The organism is Mesorhizobium sp. M0618 (genome assembly GCF_040320765.1).
Lineage (GTDB): Bacteria > Pseudomonadota > Alphaproteobacteria > Rhizobiales > Rhizobiaceae > Mesorhizobium.
The window spans coordinates 39,962-59,640 of record NZ_JAMYQH010000031.1; the positions used below are offsets into that span (position 1 = coordinate 39,962).

Consider the following 19,679-nt stretch of genomic DNA (forward strand, 5'->3'; position numbering starts at 1 on the left):
CTGATCAATGGCATTCTAAACAGATGACTCCAATGCCGGTGAATATGGCCTTCTGCCGCTCACTGCGGCGCGGGATGGGAATGAGAGACGTCTGGGCCATAAGCGCAGGTTTGAGCTTAGGCAACCATGCATCTCACTTCGCGCAACGCGGCGGGTACCTGGTCGATTCGCTGCCCGGCCGAACACTGCCTCGTGCACGACATAGGCCACGGGGCATTCCCGAAAGCAACGTCGCGGATGCCAGTTCAGCCTGGAGTTAGATGTCGCGAAGCTTGGAACGATCCGGAAATACTAGCTCGACGCTGCAATGCGTTACCTCGGCCAAGCCGCGCCATGACTCGGGAGGCCGTGACGAATGGAGGCGGGTGTAGGTCGCGGCGAGGAGAGCACCGTCCTCCGCCTGTCGGAAGATTCTCGCTTCGCGGGTCAAATGCACGGTAACGAATTGCATGATCTGGTTCTCGCGACATACGTCGGATTGGACCGGCACTCGCGATAGATCGCAGAACCGGACATGAATTTCCGGGATGCCAGTTGCTCGCTTAAGCTAACGATCACGGCAATAAACCATGTTTCTTGTTCCGATGGGCTACGAGGGCGTCGATACTCCCAACAGCTATCGTCGTCGAAAAAATGGCGGGCGGTTATTTCCCGCCCGCGAAGACCTCGTCAAGCGGCCTTGGATGGACCTTGAGACTTTCGGGACCTCGCATCCACGGCTTTTGCGAGCAATGCACCAAGGTGTCCGCTATGCCTTTGAAGAGAATTGGGCGTATTTCGTCGAGACGAACGGCTTGGGCTGCCGTACGTTTGCACAAGCAGAGGGACTGCCCTGATGGATCGTATCGACGCAATGAAGGTCTTCGTCACGGCCGTCGAGGAAGGAAGCCTCGCGGCAGCGGCCCGCAGACTGAAGCGATCCCCAACTGCAATCAGTCGCGCACTGGGAATGCTGGAGCGACATGTCGGCGTCGAACTTCTTCATCGTACGACGCGCAGCCTGAAACTAAGCGAGGCTGGTCAGCGCTACGTCGAAGCATGCCGGAGGGTGCTGGTCGACCTTGAGGAAGCCGACCTGGTCGCGGGTTCGGAACGATCCTCTCCTCGGGGAACGTTGACCATCTCCGCACCTCCCATATTGGGGGAGGAAGTGCTGCGACCCATTCTTGACAGCTATCTGCGCGAGAATCCGAGCGTCTCGGTTCGGCTTCTGATGCTTGATCGGCTCGTAAATTTGGTCGACGAAGGCGTGGACGCGGCGCTTCGGATCGGCAACCTCACGGACTCAACACATATCGCCACGCGCATCGGAGGCGACGTCCGGCGCGTGGTTGTAGCCGCCCCGAAATACCTCGAAAGCCACCCCGACATCAACGAGCTTCCCGATCTGGCCAAACACGACCTCATCGCCTTCTCAAATTTCGGTCTCGAATCCTGGAGCTTCGCACCGCCCCAGGATTCGTCCATCCCGAGAACCGTGCACTTCGCTCCTCGGTATCTCGTCAACAGCGTTCGGGCGGCCGCCGCGTCGGCTGCGGAGGGAATGGGTGTGACACGGCTTTATTCCTATCACGTCGCTGAGTACGTCCGCGACGGCCGCCTCAAGATCATTCTTCCGCACGCCGAGCCGCCGGCTCTGCCCGTTCATATATTGACCCCTCAAGGCCGTGCAGCCGTTCCGAAAGTCCGAACGTTCATTGACTTCGCTGTTCCGCGTCTTCGATCAGAAATTGGACGCATCGCGGCGGAATCGGGTAGCCTTGGGTGATTTGAGTTGCGGCGGGCGTCTTTAGGCAAGTGACTATTCTGAAGAACAGCGGACGCGTCTAACTCCCTAACCAACATGGCGAGCTACGGCTTAGCGCCTGACGTGAATGGCGGACACAAACGCTGTCGCAGGTAGCCAGCGGGGAACACGCCGGTCCGATCGGATCGACCCTTTCACGCGCCGCACAGGCGGGGAGGGCGCTGCGGCACAGCCCTTCGGAGACGCCGAAACCGTCCTTTCCGGAGACGTCGGCATCGAGGCCGCCAGCGCAAGCCCGTTGGCGCGATCGACGTCGGACAATGCGAATGACGGCGTTGAACTTCATGTCGATGTGGTCGGCGTGCACGGACGTCGGTGAGCTTGGTTCTTGGACCATTCCGTCGCACGGGGCAGTTACACCAGATCCGAGAACGATCTGCGATTGCCAAGGTCAGCGTCCATTGTTCGAAGGTGTCGACCCGCCGCTCACCCCGACAACCGGTGCTTAGGTATCGGCGATACCTAGGCACAATATCATCGGCAGCGCTGCTGCCAGACGATCCTTGGACCACATCACAACCACTTCGATCCAGACGGAGGACGTCATGTCAGCAGAAGTCGAGACCAAGACCGTACTGTCGCCGACGAGGCGCGAAGTACTCGCCGCCACAGCCGCAACCGCCGCCCTCAGCGCTCTCCCGAGACCTGCCCGCGCGGCGGCGGGAGGCGACGCAGTGCGTCAGTTCAAGTGCGAGATTCCGCAGCAGGACGTCGACGAGCTCCGTCGCCGCGTTCGCGCCACCCGCTGGCCCGGCAAGGAGACGGTCTCCGATCGCACGCAAGGCGCTCAGCTTCAAAGGTTGAAGCCGCTCATCGAATACTGGGGGACACATTACGACTGGCGCCAGTGCGAAAAGAAGCTGAACACGCATGCGCAGTTCATGACCAGGATCGACGGCCTGGACATCCACTTCATTCACGTCAAGTCCAAGCATGAGAATGCGCTGCCGCTGATCATGACGCATGGCTGGCCGGGATCTGTCCTTGAACTTGTCAAGACGATCGGACCGCTTACCGATCCGACCGCGTACGGCGGTGCCGCCGAGGACGCCTTCGATGTGGTCATACCTTCTATGCCAGGATACGGCTTCTCCGAGGTTCCGACCGAGACTGGGTGGGGACCGGACCGCATCGCACGTGCCTGGCACGCGCTCATGAAGCGGTTGGGCTATGACCGCTATGTCTCGCAGGGCGGCGACTGGGGCGCGGTCGTTTCCGACAAGATGGCAGCCCAAGCGCCGGAAGGCCTGCTCGGCATCCACACTAACATGCCGGCCACTGTCCCTCCGGAGATCGCGAAGGCTCTTGCCGATGGCGAGCCCGCTCCCGACGGTCTCTCCGCAGACGAAAAAGTCGCATACGAGCAGATGAGCGCTCTTTACACGAAGGGAGCGGGTTACGCCCTGATGATGGTCACCCGGCCGCAAACCTTGGGCTATGCGTTGACGGATTCACCGGTCGGTCTTGCCGCCTGGTACTACGACAAGTTCGCAGACTGGACGTACAGCGGAGGTGATCCGGAGAAGTCGCTGACTAAAGACGAGATGCTGGACGACATCTCGCTCTATTGGTTCACCGGGACGGCAACCTCGGGCGCGCGTCTGTACTGGGAAAACAACGCCAACAACTTCAACGCTGTCGACATCAATATTCCCGCGGCAATCACCGTGTTTCCCGGCGAGATCTACCAAGCGCCCAAGAGTTGGGCCGACAAGGCATACCACGACCTCATCTACTACAACAAAGTCGATAAGGGCGGGCATTTCGCCGCGTGGGAACAGCCTGAACTCTTCACATATGAACTGCGTGCGGCGTTCAAGACCCTGCGCTGAAGCGTCGAACGCTGCTCTCACGAATCTTGATTACGAACTGCGAGGCGAGCAATGCCCGATAGCGATCTAGTGAACCGGTTTCCGCGCGTACGTCTCATGAATGGACCAACGCCGATCCAGCAGCTCAGTCATCTGGAGAAGGTCCTTGGCGAAAGACGCAAAGGCGTCTCGATCTGGGTGAAGCGTGACGATCTGATGGAACTCGGCGGGGGCGGTAATAAGCTCCGCAAGCTCGAGTTTCTCCTCGGGGAGGCGATGGCGGAAGGCTGCGATACCGTGGTCGTGACCGGCGGAATTCAGTCCAACTTCGCCCGATTAGCCGCCGCCGCCTGCGCCAGAACCGGTCTGGCATGCGAAGTCGTTCTGGCTCAAATGGTGCCCCGCGAGACCGAGATCTATCAAGCCAACGGCAACGTCGTATTGGACCGACTGTTCGGTGCGCACGTCCATATTCTGGAACTGGGAGACGATGCAGGCGGGTTCGCTTTGCGCCGGGCGGCGGAGATAGCGGCGTCTGGGGGGAAGGCTTTCGTGGGCACGCTCGGCGGTTCGACTCCGGTCGGGGCTCTGGGCTACGTCGGCTGCGCATTCGAAATCGAATCGCAGTCGACTGAAATCGGCACTCCGTTCGACCAGGTCGTCATCCCGAACGGCAGCGGCGGCATGCACGCAGGCCTTGTGGCGGGAGCAGCTATCTCGGGAAGAGATCCTTTCCAAATAAGGGCACATACCGTCCTGTCGCCAGCGGACGCATGCGTCGCCGCGACGGCCGGCAAAGTCAACGCTGTCTTTGAGCTTCTCGGGAGCAAAGCCCGTATTCAAGCGGAAGATCTGAACATAAACGGCACGCAGCTCGGTGGGGGCTACGGCATACCGACCTCCGAAATGGTTGGAGCGGTCAAGCTCGTCGGCCGCTCGGAAGGCTTGCTCCTTGATCCCGTTTACGGAGGCAAGGCCTTTGCGGGTCTGCTCTCCGATATTGAAACCGAAGTCATCGCCCCTGGATCGAACGTCCTATTCATCATGACGGGAGGTTCCCCCGGGCTTTTTGCTTACGCAGACGCCCTGAACAGCAACTGATCCTCTTCAAGAGGTAATCATTTTCAACTCAAAAATGAGGAATACTATGGCTATGAAACCAAAAATCGCCATCATCATCGGCTCCACGCGGCCTACTCGTTTCGCCGACAAGCCGGCGCAGTGGATCCTGAAGCAGGCGCGGGGCCGCAACGACATCGACGTTGAAGTGGTTGATCTGCGCGACCATCCCTTGCCGTTTTTCGACGAGGTGGCATCCAATGCCTATGCTCCCAGCCAGAACGCGGAAGCGGTCCGCTGGCAGCAGACTGTGGGTCGCTACGACGGCTACATATTCGTCGTCGCGGAATACAACCGCTCCATCACCGGCGTACTGAAAAATGCCCTCGACCAGTCCTACACGGAATGGGCTCGCAAGCCGTTTACCGCGATCGCATACGGCACTGCAGGCGGTTCACGCGCGCTCGAACATCTGCGTGGGATCGGGGTCGAGCTGCAGATGGTCTCTACCCATGCGGCTGTTCATATCGGCGGCAGCGATTTCTTCACAGTCTCCTCAATGGGCGCCAACAAGCCGATCGAGGAGATCGAAGCCAACCTCCTGCCGTCGGCGAAGACTGCGCTCGACGAACTTGTCTGGTGGGCGGGGGCAACGATGGCCGCCAAGACTGCAGGCGCCTGACGTGGGATCCGGATGTCGCGGGGGCATGAGCCGCCCCCGCCATTGATATCGTCTTTCTTGGCGCGGGGACGGCCCGCCTAGCTGTGGAACCTCAACAGGTTGTCCAGGGTTAGATCGAGGCGTCTGATGGGTAGTTTGGAATTTAGGCTGCCGTGTGGGCGATGCCAATTGTATCTGTGCAGCCAGAAAGGCAGTTCGGCGACGAGGGTCTGGCCAACCTCGAATCCGGCACCGACAAAAGCGCAAAAGTCCCCGATTGGAGCCCCAACCCCGCGACCGGGCGCCGGCGGCGGCTTTGCCGACCAGCGCAGAGGTTTAGTGAAGGGCGGTGCAAGTCTTGAAGATGATCGGCGGCGAGGGCAGACGCGGTTTCACCGCCGACGACTGAAGACGCCAGTGGAAACTTCGACGCTCGAACACCGCGATTTCCTGCAAACTGCCGTCGCGGACCCCTTTCGCGAAGAGGCGAAGCCGTCCCACGGACTAGCGAGCTCACTTTGATGCGTCCACGTGCAGCGCTTGCAGAACGAGAACATCGCCCAGTGCAAGAAGCCGACCTTCGACGGAACCGCACTCCGCGGGCGCGATTGCGGTAAATCGCAGCCCGCCGCGCAGGCCTCGAGGGATGGCTTCCGAACCCAAGTAAGCATCGAAAAGGCATCCCAACACTCGACCCGCATAATACTTGTTCCGGGCAAAAAAAATCCGGCGTGCGCGTAGACGCCTGCCGGATTGTGGAGACGGCGCTACCGCGAGACTACGCCGCCTGCGTGAGGGCGATCGCCGCGATGGTTTCCTTAGTGTCGACAATCGCGCTGGCATAGCTTGGGAGATTGACCTCCAGTGCCGCATGCATCATCTCTGGCGAGTAGTCGGCAACCGCGTCCTTTACGACCGTAACGTCGTAGCCGAGCTCCGCGGCGTATCGTACCGTGGCCTCTATGCAGGTGTGAGCGACGAGCCCGATCACGATGACCCTCTGGATTCCATGCCGCTTCAGTTCCAGATCGAGGTCGGTGTTGGCAAAGCCACTCGAGCACCAGTGCTCGGAGGCGACGACCTCGCCGGCCATCGGCACGAATTCGGCGCGGAATTCACCGCCCCACGTTCCGAATTCGAAACTCTTGCGGTGCCATGCCGCCCGCTGGATGGGCGCCACAAACTTCCAGTTCTCATAGTCGCCGGCACGATAGCGATGATGCATCGCAAAGAAGACCCGGAACTTGGCCTTGCGTGCGGCCGTCAACACCTCAAGCATGTGCGGAATGCAGTTATTCGCCTCCGCGACCTCCTGGATCCGAGGCCAGATCTTGCCGCCCTCGGAGATGAAATCGTTGTATGGGTCCACCACCAGCAAGCCAGTGTTGCTCCGGTCGAACGACAGTTCTGTCATGGGATACCTCCTTCGGCGCTCAGGCTGCCTTCGTGGACGTGTTCTGAAGTGCAGCCCGCTCGATGCTTGCCGCAAACAGAGGTGTCTCCCCCTTGTTGTGCGCGATCGACATCGGCTGCCGCTGAGAGCGGAAGATATCGAACGGAATCCCCTGGCTCCCGAGGTAGGCAATCATTTCGTCGGTCGCGTAGGATCTAACGCGATTCGTAAACTCGCAGCGGACGGCATCGATCTTCTTCACGCTCAGTTCCCAGGTGACGTGGATGGTCACTCGGCCGTTCGACGTGAAGACGTCGGAATCGGAGTCGAGGATCAGACGATTCTTTTCACCCAAGGTCTCGTGATAGTGCTGGACCATCAGGCTCCCGCCGATCGTTTCGACGTTGATCGACATCCGGGTGCCGTCCGCCGCAGTCGTGAAACCTGCTGCGATGTGCGCGGGGGAGCATCCCTGGTATTCTTTTTCCGGAAGATTGAAGCACCACTTCGGAATGTCGATCTTCTCGATCGGAGCGTTGATAATCGCCGAGAAGCTTGAATCGACGATCTGGTTTTCGATGCTGTGCATGTGTCTCTCCATGGTTTAACGGGGTTTTTACGGGCTGCGATTATCGCGTTACCGCGAGGCGAAGTGCGACTTCGCGACTGGGTTTGGCAGTTCAAATTGGTGCCCGCGCGACCTGCCGTCACTGGCGGGCTCCGCCTTAGCTATTTGTCGGCAAGAGACTGCGTGTAATGTCCCAGTCTTGCTTCGACGTCCGGGTCTTTCTGCAGGCCCATATCGATGAGACGGCCGATGTTCTTCTGCGCGACCGGGCGCTGGACCGATGTTATGAAGGCGTCCCATCCTGCCGCGATCTCGGGATCGCTCGGAAGGCTCGCGAAATCGACGAGGCGTTTGGTGTCAGCGATCGCCTGGCGGTCGAACCCGGAGATCCGGGTTGCCAGCCCGTCGACGAACGGATCGAGCTTGTCGTCATCGAACGACCGATTGACGTAGCCGTACTCCTCGGCGAGATCGCCGTTGATGTCGTCGGATCCAAGGAGGACTTCGAGGGCGCGGCCACGTCCCATCAGTCTGGGAAGCCGTGCCATCGGGCCGCCACCAGGGACGAGGCCCGCGCCGACTTCCCATTGCGACAGAATCGCCTTCTGGCGGCTGGCGAACCGCATGTCGCTAGCCAGCGCAAGCTCGCTCCCGACCCCCGTCGCGCGGCCGCGGATCAGGGCGATGGAAACCACGGGCGCCTTGCTGATGCGGACCAGCATGTCGGGGAGTGGGTGCAGTCCGGTCGGTCCAGAGGGGAGGCCGGTGGATTCAGCAAGGGGTGGCGTAAAGTTATAATGGGTCAGAAAGAAGCCGGGCACCGCGCTATCGAACACGATGACGCGGAGATCGGGATCCTTCTCTATCTGAGAAACGACCTTTTCCATCTGCGGGATTGTTTGCGGCCCGAAAATGTTGAACGGCGGATTGTCGAAGGTGACGCGCCAATAGGCAGCCGTCCGCTTCTCAAGCTTGATCAGCGCCTTCTCCTGACCGGCCACGGCTCTGACGTCCAGAGATCGATAGACCTTCTCGGGCGCCTTCATCTCCCCCGCGAGGGCAAGCGCCGGAATCAGCAGCACGGCAGTAGCAGTGAGCAGTTTTGACGACATGGTAATGGCTCTTGTCGTAGTAGGGGGTCTGATCTTCATGACTGCCTCCGTTTCGGGTTAGAGCAAGTTGCCTCGCTAAGATTCGATCTCGAAGACGAGTTCGATCTCGACGGGCATTCCAAGCGGTATGCTAGAAACGCCAAGCACGATGCGGGGCGGAAGCCGGGCGGCACCAAAAACCTCGAGCAACAGCTCTGAGGCGCCGTCGGCTACCTTTGGATGCTCGTGAAATTCCGCCGGGCAGGCGATGTAAACGCCCAGTTTGGCAACTGAACGAATCCTATCCAACGATCCTAGATGAGACCGCGCAGCAGCAAGACCGCTGAGGCACGCGGTTCGCGCTGCGTCATAGCCCTCGGCGACCGATAAGTCCTTGCCGACAAGGCCAGTGTAACGGGGGACGTGGTCGACCACCGGAAGCATGCCACTCAAGAACAGCAGGGAGCCGGCCCGCGCTGACTGGACGTAAGCGCCGAACGGGGTGGGTGCCACCGGCACGAGCAGATCGAGTTCCTTCAACCGCGCTTCCGCGCTCGCGACTACCATTTGACGTGATGTGCGCAGTTGTCGACGTGCAGCACCTCCCCGGAAATGCTTGACGATTTTGTCAGATAGACCACGCCATCGACGTCGCCTGTCTTCACCAGGCCTGCTCCGATCCCTTGTGACGTGCCGGTGCCGATCACAGTCTTATGCACGCTCATGCCTGCCTCCGTTCTGGCGACGCGGGTACCCTCGGCCGCCAGGTGGCGGTCGGTCGCTCTGGTGTTGAGTGTTCGTTGGACCGGCCACGAGCCGGGAGTGTTCCGACGGTCGCGCCGTCTTCCCCTCTGTCAAAAACCATCGCGCATTAAATTCAGACCCGGTATTGTACCAAGGTGTCTCCGATACCTTGGGATCGGAAGTTTCGTCAGCACACCAAGGTCTAGTGGACGTGGAGGGGGTCCGGAGCTATCAGCGTGGAACGTCACGCTCGGCAAGGAGTCCCCATGACCCGCTGGCCGGATCGCCTAATTCTCGACCTGTTCGGAAGTCGAGCTTTCCATCATCCAGGCGCCGATGGCTGGCCCAACGACGGTCGACATGGTCGTCGCCGCTGACAAGGCCGGCGCTCTCGGTTCCCTTCCAAGCCCACAGTTAAACGTTGTGGGACTTGGGCAGGCCTTGACCGAAATTAGGGCGGCGACAACGGCTGCGGTCAACGTCAACGTCAACTTCAGCCGAAGGTAAGGCCGCATCGATTCGATGAGAGCTTTGCTTGCGCCCTAAGCGCACGTTCGTCCCTCAAAAAACCGACGACACCATCGTACAATGGAATCGGCGATGTCCATCGAGCATTGCTTCCAGAGCGGACGAAGCGCGCAATGAATGAGGATACCGCCGTGGACTTAGATGCGAGGACGATGCCGATGAACCCGAATCTTACAGAAGTCGACGGCGGCGAGACGAAGCCGGGCGAAGGCAGTCCCTTGGATGCGCTGATCGAATTCTACCGAGCCTTCAATGATGGCGATCTCACCGGGCTCGAAGCCGTGTGGCTCGGCGGTTCGGAGCCCAGCATGGACAACCCTATCGGTGGTATCCGCCGTGGATGGCAGGAGATCGCAGACGGGTATTCGAAGGTCTTCAGAGGTCAGGCGAAGGTTCACGTGACCTTCCATGACTTCACCAGCCAGGGCGCCGACGACTGGCATCTGTTCGTCGGTCGCGAGCGTGGAGCATGCAGCACGGCGAAGGAAAAGCTCGACGTCGCCTTCCGGACGACCCGGTGGTTCGTACGCAGGAAGGGGCCTGGCGGCAGCTACACCATCACGGGTCGGTCGAGGATCCGAAAATGCTGGCCAATTACCAGAGATTGATTTTCGGATAAAAGATCGGCAAAAGAGGGGGGCGCCTCCCGATGTCGGCGCCCGCCGTAGAAGCGCTCTTGCTAGTCGCCAAGTTGTCCTCTCACCAAAGGCGCAACGTGGGTTCCCAGCAGTTCGATCGAACGACGCATCGCTTTCGCCTCGAGGGCGGCAGTGCTCATCTGGAAGGTGATTCGAGCGATCCCTCCCAACGTCCCGTTAACATGCAATATCTTCGCAGCAACAGTTTGCGGGCTGCCGACCAGAAACGCGCCACCTGGCCCGCACATATGCTGGAACTGAGCTTGTGTTGGCGGCGGCCAGCCGCGCTCCCTTCCCGCCTCCGTGAACATCTGGAACCACCCGGGGAAGAACGCTTCCCTGGCAGCGACATCAGTCTCCCCGACGAAGCCCAGAGCGTGGATGCCGATCTTCTGGTTCTTTGGAGGACGGCCGGCGGCCAGCCATGCGCGACGATAGAGTTCGACGAGGGGCAGGAAACGCTCGAAACTTCCGCCGATGATGGCGACCATCAGCGGCAGACCGAGCGTTCCGGCACGGACGAACGATTCGGGCGTCCCGCCGACGCCCAGCCAAATGGGCAAGGCTGGCTGGTGCGGGCGAGGAAAAACACCTTCGCCATTGATCGCAGGGCGAAAGCGGCCCGCCCACGTAATGTTGGGCTGCTCCCTAATCTTCAGCAACAGGTCCAGTTTCTCCGCAAAGAGCGCATCGTAGTTACGCAGGTCGAGTCCGAACAAAGGGTAAGCCTCCACGGAGGAACCGCGACCGACCACCATTTCCGCTCGTCCGCGGGATATGAGATCCAGTGTGGCGAACTCCTGGAAAAGCCGCACGGGGTCGGCGGCGCTCAAAACGGCGACGGCGCTTGTAAGCCTGATCGACGTCGTGCGTGCGGCAGCCGCGGCAAGGATCACCGCAGGTGCTGAATCGAGCGCGTTCTCCCGGTGATGTTCGCCCATTCCGAAGACATCGAGTCCGACTTGATCTGCGAGCTCGACTTCTGCGAGCACGCTCGCCATCCGTTCGATGGCTGACTGCAACTGACCTGTAGCGGGGTCGGTCAGCAGCATTGCGAAACTGTCGATTCCGATTTCCAATTCATAAATCCTTTGGGGACGACGAGGCGCTTAAGTAGTTGAGGACGCGGATGAACACGCAAGCTAGCATACGGCTGGCGAGCCTCGCGCCAGCCTGTTTTTATAATGGGTATCACGGATAACCAATCCCGTTGGACAGGGCGCAGGTTGAACCCTTCGTGATCGGTCACGCCCAGGAATCGACATCCCGTACCGCCTTGGCGAAGGCCTCGGGGGCCTCCTGCGGGAGGTTGTGGCCAACCCCGCCAGTTATCAGACGGTGTTCGTACTTCCCTTTGAATTTGCCGGCGTAGGATTTAGGATCCGGATGGGGGGCTCCGTTAGCGTCGCCCTCCATCGTGATCGTGGGAATGTGGATTTCGGGAGCTGAAGCGAGCTTGGTTTCGAATTCCTCGAACCGCTTCTCGCCTTTCGTCAGACCAAGCCGCCAGCGATAGTTATGAACAACGATCGCGACGTGGTCCGGATTAGCAAACGCCTTGGCGCTTCGCTCGAACGTCGGGTCGTCGAACTTCCAATGCGGGGAGGCGAGTTGCCAGATCAGTTTAGCGAACTCGCTCGTGTATTTTTCATACCCGTCTCGGCCACGATCCGTCGCAAAATAGAACTGGTACCACCACTGGAGTTCGGCAGCGGGTGGGAGGGGGGACTTTCCGGCGGTCTGGTTCCCGATCAGGTAGCCGCTGACGGAAACCAGGCCTTTGCATCGTTCCGGCCAAAGCGCGGCTACGATGTCGGCTGTCCGCGCACCCCAGTCGAACCCGCCCAACGTCGCCTTGCCGATCTTAAGTGCGTTCATCAGCTCTATGGCGTCTACGGCAAGGGCCGACGGCTGGCCATTGCGCATCCTGTCGTCGGAACGAAACCTCGTGCTGCCGTATCCGCGCAGATGTGGCACGATCACACGATGCCCCCTCTCTGCGAGCATCGGGGCCACCTCGGCAAAGGCGTTGATGTCATACGGCCAACCGTGAAAAAGGATCACGGGCGAGCCGTCGGCAGGGCCCAGTTCGGCGTATCCGATATTGAGGTCTCCGGCGTCTATACGCTTGTCGGCAACCAGTTCATGGCTATTCTTACGAACGGCCTTCTTTCCCTGGTCCGCACCCGCGGCGCGTCCGGGGAGGATACCCGCCGCCGTCAGTCCTAGTGCGACCCCGCCGAAAGACCGACGTGTGAGGTTCTCAAATTCAAGATTGCGCATGATTGCCTCTCTGATGATGGACGATGAATGGCTGCCGCTCAAAATTCTATCGCAGCGCGGCGGCTGACCAGCGAAGTTTGAGACTGACGGGTCAAAACCGCTAGTAGACGAAGGTGTCGGGAGTGACTGACGGTGACGGCCTCGTCGCCTTCTCTTGCCGAACTGATTGTTTGGAGGCGCACGACACGACGGAGACGATTTCTTTTGCGATCAGGATGAAGCTAGTGATACTCGAACCGGAACGCCTTTGTAGGATGGCGTGCCTGACAATCGATCGTAGTGATTAAGCGACATGACCACGTTCATCTCCGGATAGTAGCCCGCCAACGAACCTCTGGGAATGTCATAGGCGACGACCGTGAATCCGCGCACGAGATGCTTGTCGTCTGCCCCTTCGGTCAGCCCCTGGACGTCGACACGATCTCCGTCTTTCAGTCCTCGGCCGGCGAGATCCTCGCCATTCATGAAGACCACGTCGCGCCGCCCGAACACACCGCGATAACGATCGTCCAATCCATAGATGGTCGTGTTGTACTGGTCGTGGCTACGGATCGTGGTCAGCATTAGTGAGTCATGACCGTCAGGTAGTGGATCTTCCCAAAGGCCTGGAGATGTCAGAAAATTTGCCTTGCCCCCAGGGGTGTCCCACCGGCGAAACGACGCCGCGATGTCCAGCCTGAAGCCGCCTGGCTTGCGCACGCGCTTGTTAAACTCACAGAAGTCGGGAAAGACCTCCTCGATCTTGTCGCGGATAACGTCATAGTCTGCGATCATGCCGTCCCAGTTGATGCCATGCCGATTGCCAAGCGTGGCTTTGGCGATCCCTGCGATGATTGCGGGCTCGGATCGGACGAGATCGCTCGGTGGGTACAGGAAGCCTCGCGACGCGTGAACCATGGACATCGAATCTTCGACCGTAACCAACTGTGGTCCCGATGACTGCATATCGAGGTCGGTGCGACCGAGGCACGGCAGCACGAGGGTAGTCTTCGCGGTTAGCAGATGGGAGCGGTTGAGCTTCGTTGCGATATGCACCGAAAGGTCGAGTTTGCGCATGCCTTGAAACGTGGCCTCTGGATCAGACATTGCGACAGCGAGATTGCCGCCGAGGCAGATCAGCGCCTTGGCGCGGCCATCGATAGCGGCTTCCACGGCGTCGACCGCGTTGTGGCCTTTCCCGCTTGGCGGTCGAAATCCAAACGCACGTTCCATGCCGTCGAGAAGTGTCTTGCTCGGAATCTCGGTTATGCCGACTGTCCGGTCGCCCTGAACGTTCGAGTGACCCCGGATAGGCGCGATGCCTGCGCCCTCGCGGCCGATGTTTCCTCGCAGCATCAAAAAGTTTGCAATCTGCTGGACGTTGTAGGTGCCCCGCGCATGCTGCGTGATCCCCATGCCGTAGCAGACGATGACCCTTTCTGCCTTCGCGTAGACGCCCGCAGTGCTCTCGATGGCCTGCTTCGTCAAGCCGCTGGCCTCGAAGATCTCGTCCCAACGGGTGGCTTCGACGTCGGCGCGAAGTGCATCAATACCGGAGGTATGCTCGCCGATAAACTGCCTGTCGAGGACTCCGCCGCGGCCTGCGGCAAGACTTGCTGCGTCAAGCTCGAAAACCGCTTTCATGAGTCCCTTTAGAGCGGCCATATCGCCGCCCACGCGGACCTGGTAATAGGCCGAGGCGATCGGCGTCGAGGACATCGTGACCATCTCGACGGGGTCTTGGGGCGCCGCGAACCGTTCGAGCGCGCGCTCCTTAAGGGGATTGAAAACGATGATTGGAACGCCGCGGCGGGCCGCCTGATGAAGAGTCGTCATCATTCGCGGGTGGTTGGTACCCGGATTGTGTCCGAAGCTGAAGATCGCGTCGGCGTGATTGAAGTCTTCGAGCGTCACTGTCCCCTTGCCGACGCCGATGGATTTTGGAAGGCCAACGCTGGTGGCTTCATGACACATGTTGGAGCAGTCCGGGAGATTGTTGGTGCCGTAGGCGCGAACGAAAAGCTGATATAGAAACGCAGCTTCGTTGGAAGCCCGTCCAGACGTGTAGAATTCCGCCTGATCTGGCGAGACGAGAGTATTCAGTTCGCTGCCGATCAACTTGAATGCCGCATCCCAATCGATTGGTTCAAAGCGGTCGCTGGAGGCGTCGTAGCGTAGTGGGAGCGTGATACGCCCGGCATCTTCCAACTGGTGATCCTTCCAGTTCCAGAGTTTTGACACGGTGTGTTCCGCGAAGAAGCTCGCATCGGTCGTCTTCGCGGTGGACTCCCACGTGATCGCCTTGGCGCCGTTCTCGCAGAACTCGAACGACGAGGTGTGCTTGGGGTCTGGCCACGCGCATCCGGGACAGTCGAATCCTTCCGGCTGGTTCGCCCTCAGCAAGGTTCTGCTGCCCTGCACGGCAATCTGCTGGCGGGCCAGCGTCTTGGCAACCGCCTTCAACGCATCCCAGCCACCTGCCGGATGGTCGTAGCGCAAAATACCCGGGGGGCGGGTCTTCTTCATTTTATTTTCCTTGAACGGTTTATTCGGCCTAAAGCGGCGTCCGCTGCCATTGCATGTCACTGGGCGAGGCGTTTGAAAGAGGCCGTCTCCCGGCGGAAGGAGACGGCCCCAAGGCGGATCTTGGCTAAATCCGCGCGCTCCGGCGGAGGGGAGGACGCAGGAGCGTTTCGCTGCTTGCAGCGGATCGCCTTGTCAAAGACGGAGGCGATGTCTAGACGCTATCCCTGACGCCGCCCCTGCATAAGTGCACTTTGGTATCGCCCGTCGTGATTTTGCCTTGCTGTCGGACGGCCCGCCGCTGGAGGCTGCACCATGTTTGATGAACAAATGGATCTTGTAGCGGCCGTCGCGGTCCGCCTGTGCGACGCTGCGTTCGCATTTAGCGGCGGTGCAGGGAACGATCGTGTTTGTAAAGCGAACGTAACCTGCATCGGCCGGTCAGGGCTCAATGCGCCCAAAATTCCCGGCCTTGTCTTCGACGATGCGACTTGCAAGATCGCCGTTCTGCTTCAAAGCGTTTCGAGCCAGGGTCACTCCAAGGTGAGTCGAGCGGACGCCCTCAGGCGGGGATGCGCCGGCCTTCGTGATTTATCGACGCCGTTTAGCGCCAGTGGTTAGGTCGAGCAAACCGTCACCACGTCCTGCGTTTCCTTGAAGCGCAATGAAAACCACGCAATGCATTCAGTCAGATCGCACGAGATTTGATTGCAATAGGCGTGGGACGTGGTGACGTAGTCGAGCCCTGCGCGAGCCGAACCTGAATCAACAAATTCGCTTACCGCTCAGATCCCCAGACGGCTTCGTGAAGCTGCGTCGTGAAGCTGGTGTCGGTAGGAGCTCCAGGTAGACGCGCCGTCACCTCCTGCAAGGTCCATCCGTTGCCGTCGGGATCCTCGAACGTCAAATAAGAGGCATAGCTCTTCCTATCGGGATTCGGCCCCTTGGCAATTCCCTTGCCGTTAGAGTGATGGAAGATTCCGCCGACGTCGTGGAAAAGGTCGCTGACTTTTACGCCGCGTCGTACGAGGTCGTCGCGCGCGGCAAGGATGTCGGGCACGACTAGATGCATGCCCTGGGCAGAGCCGGGCGCCGCCGTGGTGATGTTCTGGCCGAACATCACGGAGCCTCCTGAGCCGACTGGGGTTAACTGGACAATGCGGTAATCGTCGCCCTTGCCGTGGTCGATGTCCAGCCGCCAGCCCAGGTTTTTGTAGAACGTTAAAGCACGATCCACGTCGGATACCGGGATTACAACGAGTTCAAGATTCATGCTGGGCGGACTGGTGTCTAATGTCTTAGCCGGTGGTTTCGCTTGCAGCGTCGGGTCGGTCATGTCGGCTCCTATTGTTAGCCCGCCGCAGGGTCTTTTCGCGGTGACGTCAGGTAAACAAGGTGGATTCTGACCGGTATTGTCCGAAGGTGTGCCCGACACTTTGGTATTGGCTGCGGCCCACTCGTTACGCCTGAATCGCGAAGCGCCGATAAACTACGCGCAATAGACATTCTGCCGAAAAGCGGTGAAGTGAATGCCGCTGCTCAGCAATTCTCCCGATGATTGTGAGCCCTTAAATCAATCGCACCAACGCCGAGGGCGCCGGGCGGCTCGAGCAAGGGCCGCAGCAATTGAAAAGGATATATATTATGAGCAATCAGCAGAAGGTCGCTATAATCACTGGTGCATCACAGGGCATCGGCGAAGGTCTTGTCCGCGCCTATCGCCAGCGGAACTACCGCGTGGTCGCCACCTCGCGTTCGATCAAGCCGGGTTCCGATGACGGCGTGCATGCCGTAGCGGGCGACATTTCCAATCCAGAGACCGCCGAGCGCGTCGTCCGCGAGGCGATCCAACGCTTCGGTCGGATCGACACGTTGGTCAACAACGCAGGCGTCTTCACTGCAAAGCCTTTCGTCGACTTTACGCAGGAAGACTACGACCTGAACTTCGGCGTGAACGTTTCGGGCTTCTTCCATATCACGCAGCGGGCTGCGAGGGAGATGCTCAAGCAGGGTTCCGGCCACATCGTCAGCATCACGACGAGCCTTGTGAACCAGCCGGTGTCGAGCGTTCCCACGGCTCTCGCTTCGCTCACAAAGGGCGGATTGAACGCTGTGACGAAGGAACTGGCGATCGAATTCGCCAAGACTGGGGTCCGGGTGAACGCCGTATCTCCCGGCATCATCAAGACTCCGATGCACGCGCCTGAAACTCACGAGTTCCTATCCGCTCTCCACCCGGTCGGCCACATGGGCGAGATCAGCGACATCGTCGACGCCGTGATTTACCTCGAGAACGCAAATTTCGTCACGGGAGAGATCCTACACGTCGACGGTGGCCAGAACGCTGGCCGCTAGTAGGTTCACCAGGAAGCGGGTCACGTGGCGTGGTTACGCCGCGGGCCCTGCCGACAAACTAAAGGAAAAAAATGGAACTCGTGCTGGCCGCCGATCCGATGTGCTCTTGGTGTTATGGATTTGCCAAGCAAATGGAACTTCTGATGCATCGGCGTCGGGACGTCTCATTGACGATCATCCTCGGTGGACTGCGCGCCGGAGCGACCGAGACGCGGGCAAGCAGTTCAGACTGCACCATTGGCGAAGGTGGAGGAGGCCAGCGAGGTGCCGTTCAACCGTGAAGGCCTGCTTGCAAGGACTGGGTTCGTCTACGACACCGAGCCTGTATGCCGCGCGGTCGTTACCGCCCGGATCCTTCGCCCGCAGGCGGATCTTCTCAAGGTTTTCCGTGCATTCCAGCACGCGTTTTACGTCGATGCGCTTAACACCACGAACGGCTTCGTACTGGCGGAGGTCGGATCCCGCGCTTTCAAGGACTTAGTCACCCGTCAACCCCGATGAATTCCTCGAGGCCTACAGGAAGCGGAGTACCATCGAAGAGGTCGCGACAGACTTCGCGACGGCTCGTGCCATAGGCGTTTCTAGCTTTCCCACGCTGTTCCTCAAGAAGGGTGGAACTCTGCGAAGGGTCGGCGCTGGCTATGCGCATGTCGATGAACTGGAGAAGCATCTTGCGGCAATGGCCGCCTAGAAACATAGAAAAAAGATTCGAAATCTTGAACGAGGATATTACGAAATGCCCATAGTCACTGTACAGGTAACGCGTGAGGGCTCGGCTCCTGATCGCAACTCGGTCACGGCCGAAGAAAAGGCCGCCATCATCGCGGGCGTCAGCCAAGTCATGCTCGACGTCCTCAATAAGCCGCTCGAATCAACCTACGTGGTCATCGAAGAGGTCGAGCTCGACAACTGGGGCTGGGGAGGTCTTCCAACCGTCCAGTATCGGAAGACTAAGGCCGAAGGGAAAGCCTGACATCGAGTTGATCTCGTGAAGCTAACATGACGCCGCCGGCGGCCCGGCGGCATTTGGTTCCGCCGCGCGGAGCGCCAAAGGATGCGAAGCTCTTGCGTTCGAGTAGTTCTTCAACAGAACGCTCCGGGCATCGGGCATACCATCGTGCAGTAGCGTTCGCTTCTGTCTGTAGGATCCTGCTGCAGATGGAGCGTTTCGGCAAAGGCGGAGACCAGTTCCTGGCAGCGAGATCGGGAATGATTGCTGACTGGCCGTGTGGATTGGGGTCCCGTTCTCGAAATTTGAAGCCCATGAAAGTCTGAGCGACATTGTTGCGGCTCAAGACCATCTGCTTCGGACCACGCTGTTGCTCAACCGATACCAAGGTGCTGGCGATACCAATGTGCAGATGCAAAGCAGGATGATCCCAGACAACATTCCATTCGTACGGCCACCCGCTGTGAAACAGAAATGGAAGGAACTTACACATGAAGATTCTCATGGTATTCACCTCGCATGACATACTTGGAAACACCGGGCGAAAGACGGGCTTCTGGCTCGAGGAGGGCGCTGCACCCTACTATGTCTTCCGCGATGCGGGATTCGATCTGACGCTCGCGTCACCCAAGGGTGGGCAACCCCCGGTCGATCCGAAGAGCGATCTGCCAGAGAACCAGACGCCTGCCATGACGAGGTTCAAGCAGGACGAGGCCGCGCAAAAAGTGTTCGCCACCACGAAGAAATTGAGCGAAGTCCGTTCCGATGATTTCGACGCCATCTTCTATCCAGGCGGCCATGGTCCAATGTGGGACCTCGTGGACAATCCCGACTCCATCAAGCTCATCGAGTCCTTCTACAATGCCGGCAAGCCAGTGGCTGCCGTCTGCCACGCGCCCGCTGTCCTGCATCGCGTGACCTATCAAGGTGCTCCGATCGTCAAGGGGAAGCGGGTGACGGGCTTCACCAACGGTGAAGAAGAAGAAGTGCAACTGACGAAGGTCGTGCCGTTCCTCGTCGAAGACGAACTCAAGCGGCTCGGCGGTCTCTATGAAAAAAAGGGGAACTGGGAAATTTTCGCAATTACCGACGGCAGGTTGATTACCGGACAGAACCCGGCATCTTCCACCGCAGGAGCGCAGGCGCTCGTAAAGCTTCTGAACAGCGCGGCGGCCAGTGCTACCGCCGCATAGCCCTAACCGTGAGGCGAAAAGAGAGAGGTCGCGGGACCAGTGTCGCGCGGCCTTGCGACTTAGTGGTGGAAAAAATTGGCGCGCTCCAGGAGGCGAT

At 59.6% G+C, this 19,679-nt stretch carries 21 protein-coding genes and 2 pseudogenes; 12 read left to right on the forward strand and 11 right to left on the reverse strand.

Annotated features, from left to right (window positions below; translation table 11 throughout):
• The first annotated feature begins 569 nt into the window (after positions 1–569).
• The 5 genes from NKJ04_RS26955 to NKJ04_RS26975 all read left to right on the forward strand — a co-directional run bounded on the left by NKJ04_RS26955 (position 570) and on the right by NKJ04_RS26975 (position 5,359).
• On the forward strand, positions 570–836 hold the full coding sequence (locus tag NKJ04_RS26955) for a hypothetical protein (protein ID WP_155930593.1): 267 nt from the start codon (positions 570–572) through the stop codon (positions 834–836).
• Positions 836–1,768: a LysR family transcriptional regulator gene (locus NKJ04_RS26960; RefSeq protein WP_128302948.1), complete on the forward strand. Its 933-nt coding sequence runs from the start codon at positions 836–838 to the stop codon at positions 1,766–1,768. The genes NKJ04_RS26955 and NKJ04_RS26960 overlap by 1 nt, the downstream gene beginning before the upstream one ends.
• 584 nt (positions 1,769–2,352) lie before the next feature.
• The gene (locus tag NKJ04_RS26965) at positions 2,353–3,639 is read left to right on the forward strand and encodes an epoxide hydrolase family protein (RefSeq protein ID WP_128302949.1); all 1,287 of its coding nucleotides are present in this window, start codon (positions 2,353–2,355) and stop codon (positions 3,637–3,639) included.
• Positions 3,640–3,690: 51 nt separating this feature from the next.
• Positions 3,691–4,719 carry a D-cysteine desulfhydrase family protein gene (locus NKJ04_RS26970; protein ID WP_128302950.1) on the forward strand — a complete coding sequence of 343 codons (1,029 nt, stop codon included), beginning with the start codon at positions 3,691–3,693 and terminating at the stop codon, positions 4,717–4,719.
• 46 nt (positions 4,720–4,765) lie between these two features.
• The gene (locus NKJ04_RS26975) at positions 4,766–5,359 is read left to right on the forward strand and encodes an NADPH-dependent FMN reductase (RefSeq protein WP_352678206.1); all 594 of its coding nucleotides are present in this window, start codon (positions 4,766–4,768) and stop codon (positions 5,357–5,359) included.
• 77 nt (positions 5,360–5,436) lie between these two features.
• Here the strand turns inward: NKJ04_RS26975 and NKJ04_RS26980 are convergent.
• The 6 genes and pseudogenes from NKJ04_RS26980 to NKJ04_RS33720 all read right to left on the reverse strand — a co-directional run.
• Positions 5,437–5,559 (reverse strand): annotated as a pseudogene (locus NKJ04_RS26980) (IS481 family transposase); the annotation flags it as partial.
• A 557-nt stretch (positions 5,560–6,116) separates the two neighbouring features.
• Positions 6,117–6,752: a cysteine hydrolase family protein gene (locus NKJ04_RS26985; protein ID WP_128302951.1), complete on the reverse strand. Its 636-nt coding sequence runs from the start codon at positions 6,750–6,752 to the stop codon at positions 6,117–6,119.
• Positions 6,753–6,771: 19 nt separating this feature from the next.
• Complete coding sequence (locus NKJ04_RS26990) at positions 6,772–7,320, reverse strand: hypothetical protein (protein ID WP_352678209.1); 549 nt, start codon at positions 7,318–7,320, stop codon at positions 6,772–6,774.
• Positions 7,321–7,460: 140 nt separating this feature from the next.
• Complete coding sequence (locus NKJ04_RS26995; protein ID WP_352678212.1) at positions 7,461–8,450, reverse strand: enoyl-CoA hydratase/isomerase family protein; 990 nt, start codon at positions 8,448–8,450, stop codon at positions 7,461–7,463.
• 36 nt (positions 8,451–8,486) lie between these two features.
• The gene (locus tag NKJ04_RS27000) at positions 8,487–8,957 is read right to left on the reverse strand and encodes a RidA family protein (protein ID WP_352678215.1); all 471 of its coding nucleotides are present in this window, start codon (positions 8,955–8,957) and stop codon (positions 8,487–8,489) included.
• Positions 8,951–9,115, reverse strand: coding sequence for a hypothetical protein (locus NKJ04_RS33720; protein WP_502897974.1), 165 nt, complete (start codon positions 9,113–9,115; stop codon positions 8,951–8,953). The genes NKJ04_RS27000 and NKJ04_RS33720 overlap by 7 nt, the downstream gene beginning before the upstream one ends.
• Positions 9,116–9,494: 379 nt before the next feature.
• Between NKJ04_RS33720 and NKJ04_RS33725 the strand changes: the two genes are divergently transcribed.
• Together NKJ04_RS33725 and NKJ04_RS27015 are read left to right on the forward strand one after the other, a co-directional pair.
• Complete coding sequence (locus NKJ04_RS33725) at positions 9,495–9,641, forward strand: hypothetical protein (RefSeq protein WP_502897976.1); 147 nt, start codon at positions 9,495–9,497, stop codon at positions 9,639–9,641.
• Between the two features lie 179 nt (positions 9,642–9,820).
• Positions 9,821–10,281: pseudogene (locus NKJ04_RS27015) on the forward strand (YybH family protein).
• 60 nt (positions 10,282–10,341) lie between these two features.
• Here NKJ04_RS27015 and NKJ04_RS27020 read toward each other — a convergent pair.
• The 3 genes from NKJ04_RS27020 to NKJ04_RS27030 all read right to left on the reverse strand — a co-directional run bounded on the left by NKJ04_RS27020 (position 10,342) and on the right by NKJ04_RS27030 (position 15,088).
• Entirely contained in the window at positions 10,342–11,379 is a 1,038-nt protein-coding gene (locus NKJ04_RS27020; protein WP_352678218.1) for an LLM class flavin-dependent oxidoreductase, read from the reverse strand.
• A gap of 166 nt (positions 11,380–11,545) precedes the next feature.
• Positions 11,546–12,583 carry an alpha/beta fold hydrolase gene (locus tag NKJ04_RS27025; protein WP_352678221.1) on the reverse strand — a complete coding sequence of 346 codons (1,038 nt, stop codon included), beginning with the start codon at positions 12,581–12,583 and terminating at the stop codon, positions 11,546–11,548.
• A gap of 210 nt (positions 12,584–12,793) precedes the next feature.
• Entirely contained in the window at positions 12,794–15,088 is a 2,295-nt protein-coding gene (locus NKJ04_RS27030) for an FdhF/YdeP family oxidoreductase (RefSeq protein ID WP_352678224.1), read from the reverse strand.
• Between the two features lie 312 nt (positions 15,089–15,400).
• Here NKJ04_RS27030 and NKJ04_RS27035 point away from each other — a divergent pair, with 312 nt between their 5' ends.
• Positions 15,401–15,706, forward strand: coding sequence for a hypothetical protein (locus NKJ04_RS27035; protein ID WP_352678226.1), 306 nt, complete (start codon positions 15,401–15,403; stop codon positions 15,704–15,706).
• A gap of 157 nt (positions 15,707–15,863) precedes the next feature.
• Here the strand turns inward: NKJ04_RS27035 and NKJ04_RS27040 are convergent, their stop codons facing one another.
• Entirely contained in the window at positions 15,864–16,421 is a 558-nt protein-coding gene (locus NKJ04_RS27040; RefSeq protein ID WP_050592726.1) for a VOC family protein, read from the reverse strand.
• A 308-nt stretch (positions 16,422–16,729) separates the two neighbouring features.
• Between NKJ04_RS27040 and NKJ04_RS27045 the strand changes: the two genes are divergently transcribed.
• The 3 genes from NKJ04_RS27045 (at position 16,730) to NKJ04_RS27055 (ending at position 18,413) form a co-directional block, all read left to right on the forward strand.
• Entirely contained in the window at positions 16,730–17,440 is a 711-nt protein-coding gene (locus NKJ04_RS27045; RefSeq protein WP_023812734.1) for an SDR family NAD(P)-dependent oxidoreductase, read from the forward strand.
• 237 nt (positions 17,441–17,677) lie between these two features.
• A complete protein-coding gene (locus NKJ04_RS27050; RefSeq protein ID WP_245273263.1) occupies positions 17,678–17,941 on the forward strand; it encodes a hypothetical protein in 264 nt (87 codons plus the stop codon).
• Positions 17,942–18,176: 235 nt separating this feature from the next.
• Positions 18,177–18,413 (forward strand): tautomerase family protein, encoded by a 237-nt coding sequence (locus tag NKJ04_RS27055; RefSeq protein WP_128302954.1) that lies wholly within the window; start codon positions 18,177–18,179, stop codon positions 18,411–18,413.
• Here NKJ04_RS27055 and NKJ04_RS27060 read toward each other — a convergent pair.
• Positions 18,391–18,894, reverse strand: a complete 504-nt coding sequence (locus NKJ04_RS27060) for a hypothetical protein (protein ID WP_128302955.1) — start codon at positions 18,892–18,894, stop codon at positions 18,391–18,393. The genes NKJ04_RS27055 and NKJ04_RS27060 overlap by 23 nt on opposite strands.
• On the opposite strand from NKJ04_RS27060, the gene NKJ04_RS27065 reads away from it, so the two are divergent.
• Positions 18,881–19,582 (forward strand): type 1 glutamine amidotransferase domain-containing protein, encoded by a 702-nt coding sequence (locus NKJ04_RS27065; protein ID WP_023812736.1) that lies wholly within the window; start codon positions 18,881–18,883, stop codon positions 19,580–19,582. The two genes, NKJ04_RS27060 and NKJ04_RS27065, sit on opposite strands and share 14 nt — an antisense overlap.
• The last annotated feature ends 97 nt before the right edge of the window (positions 19,583–19,679 follow it).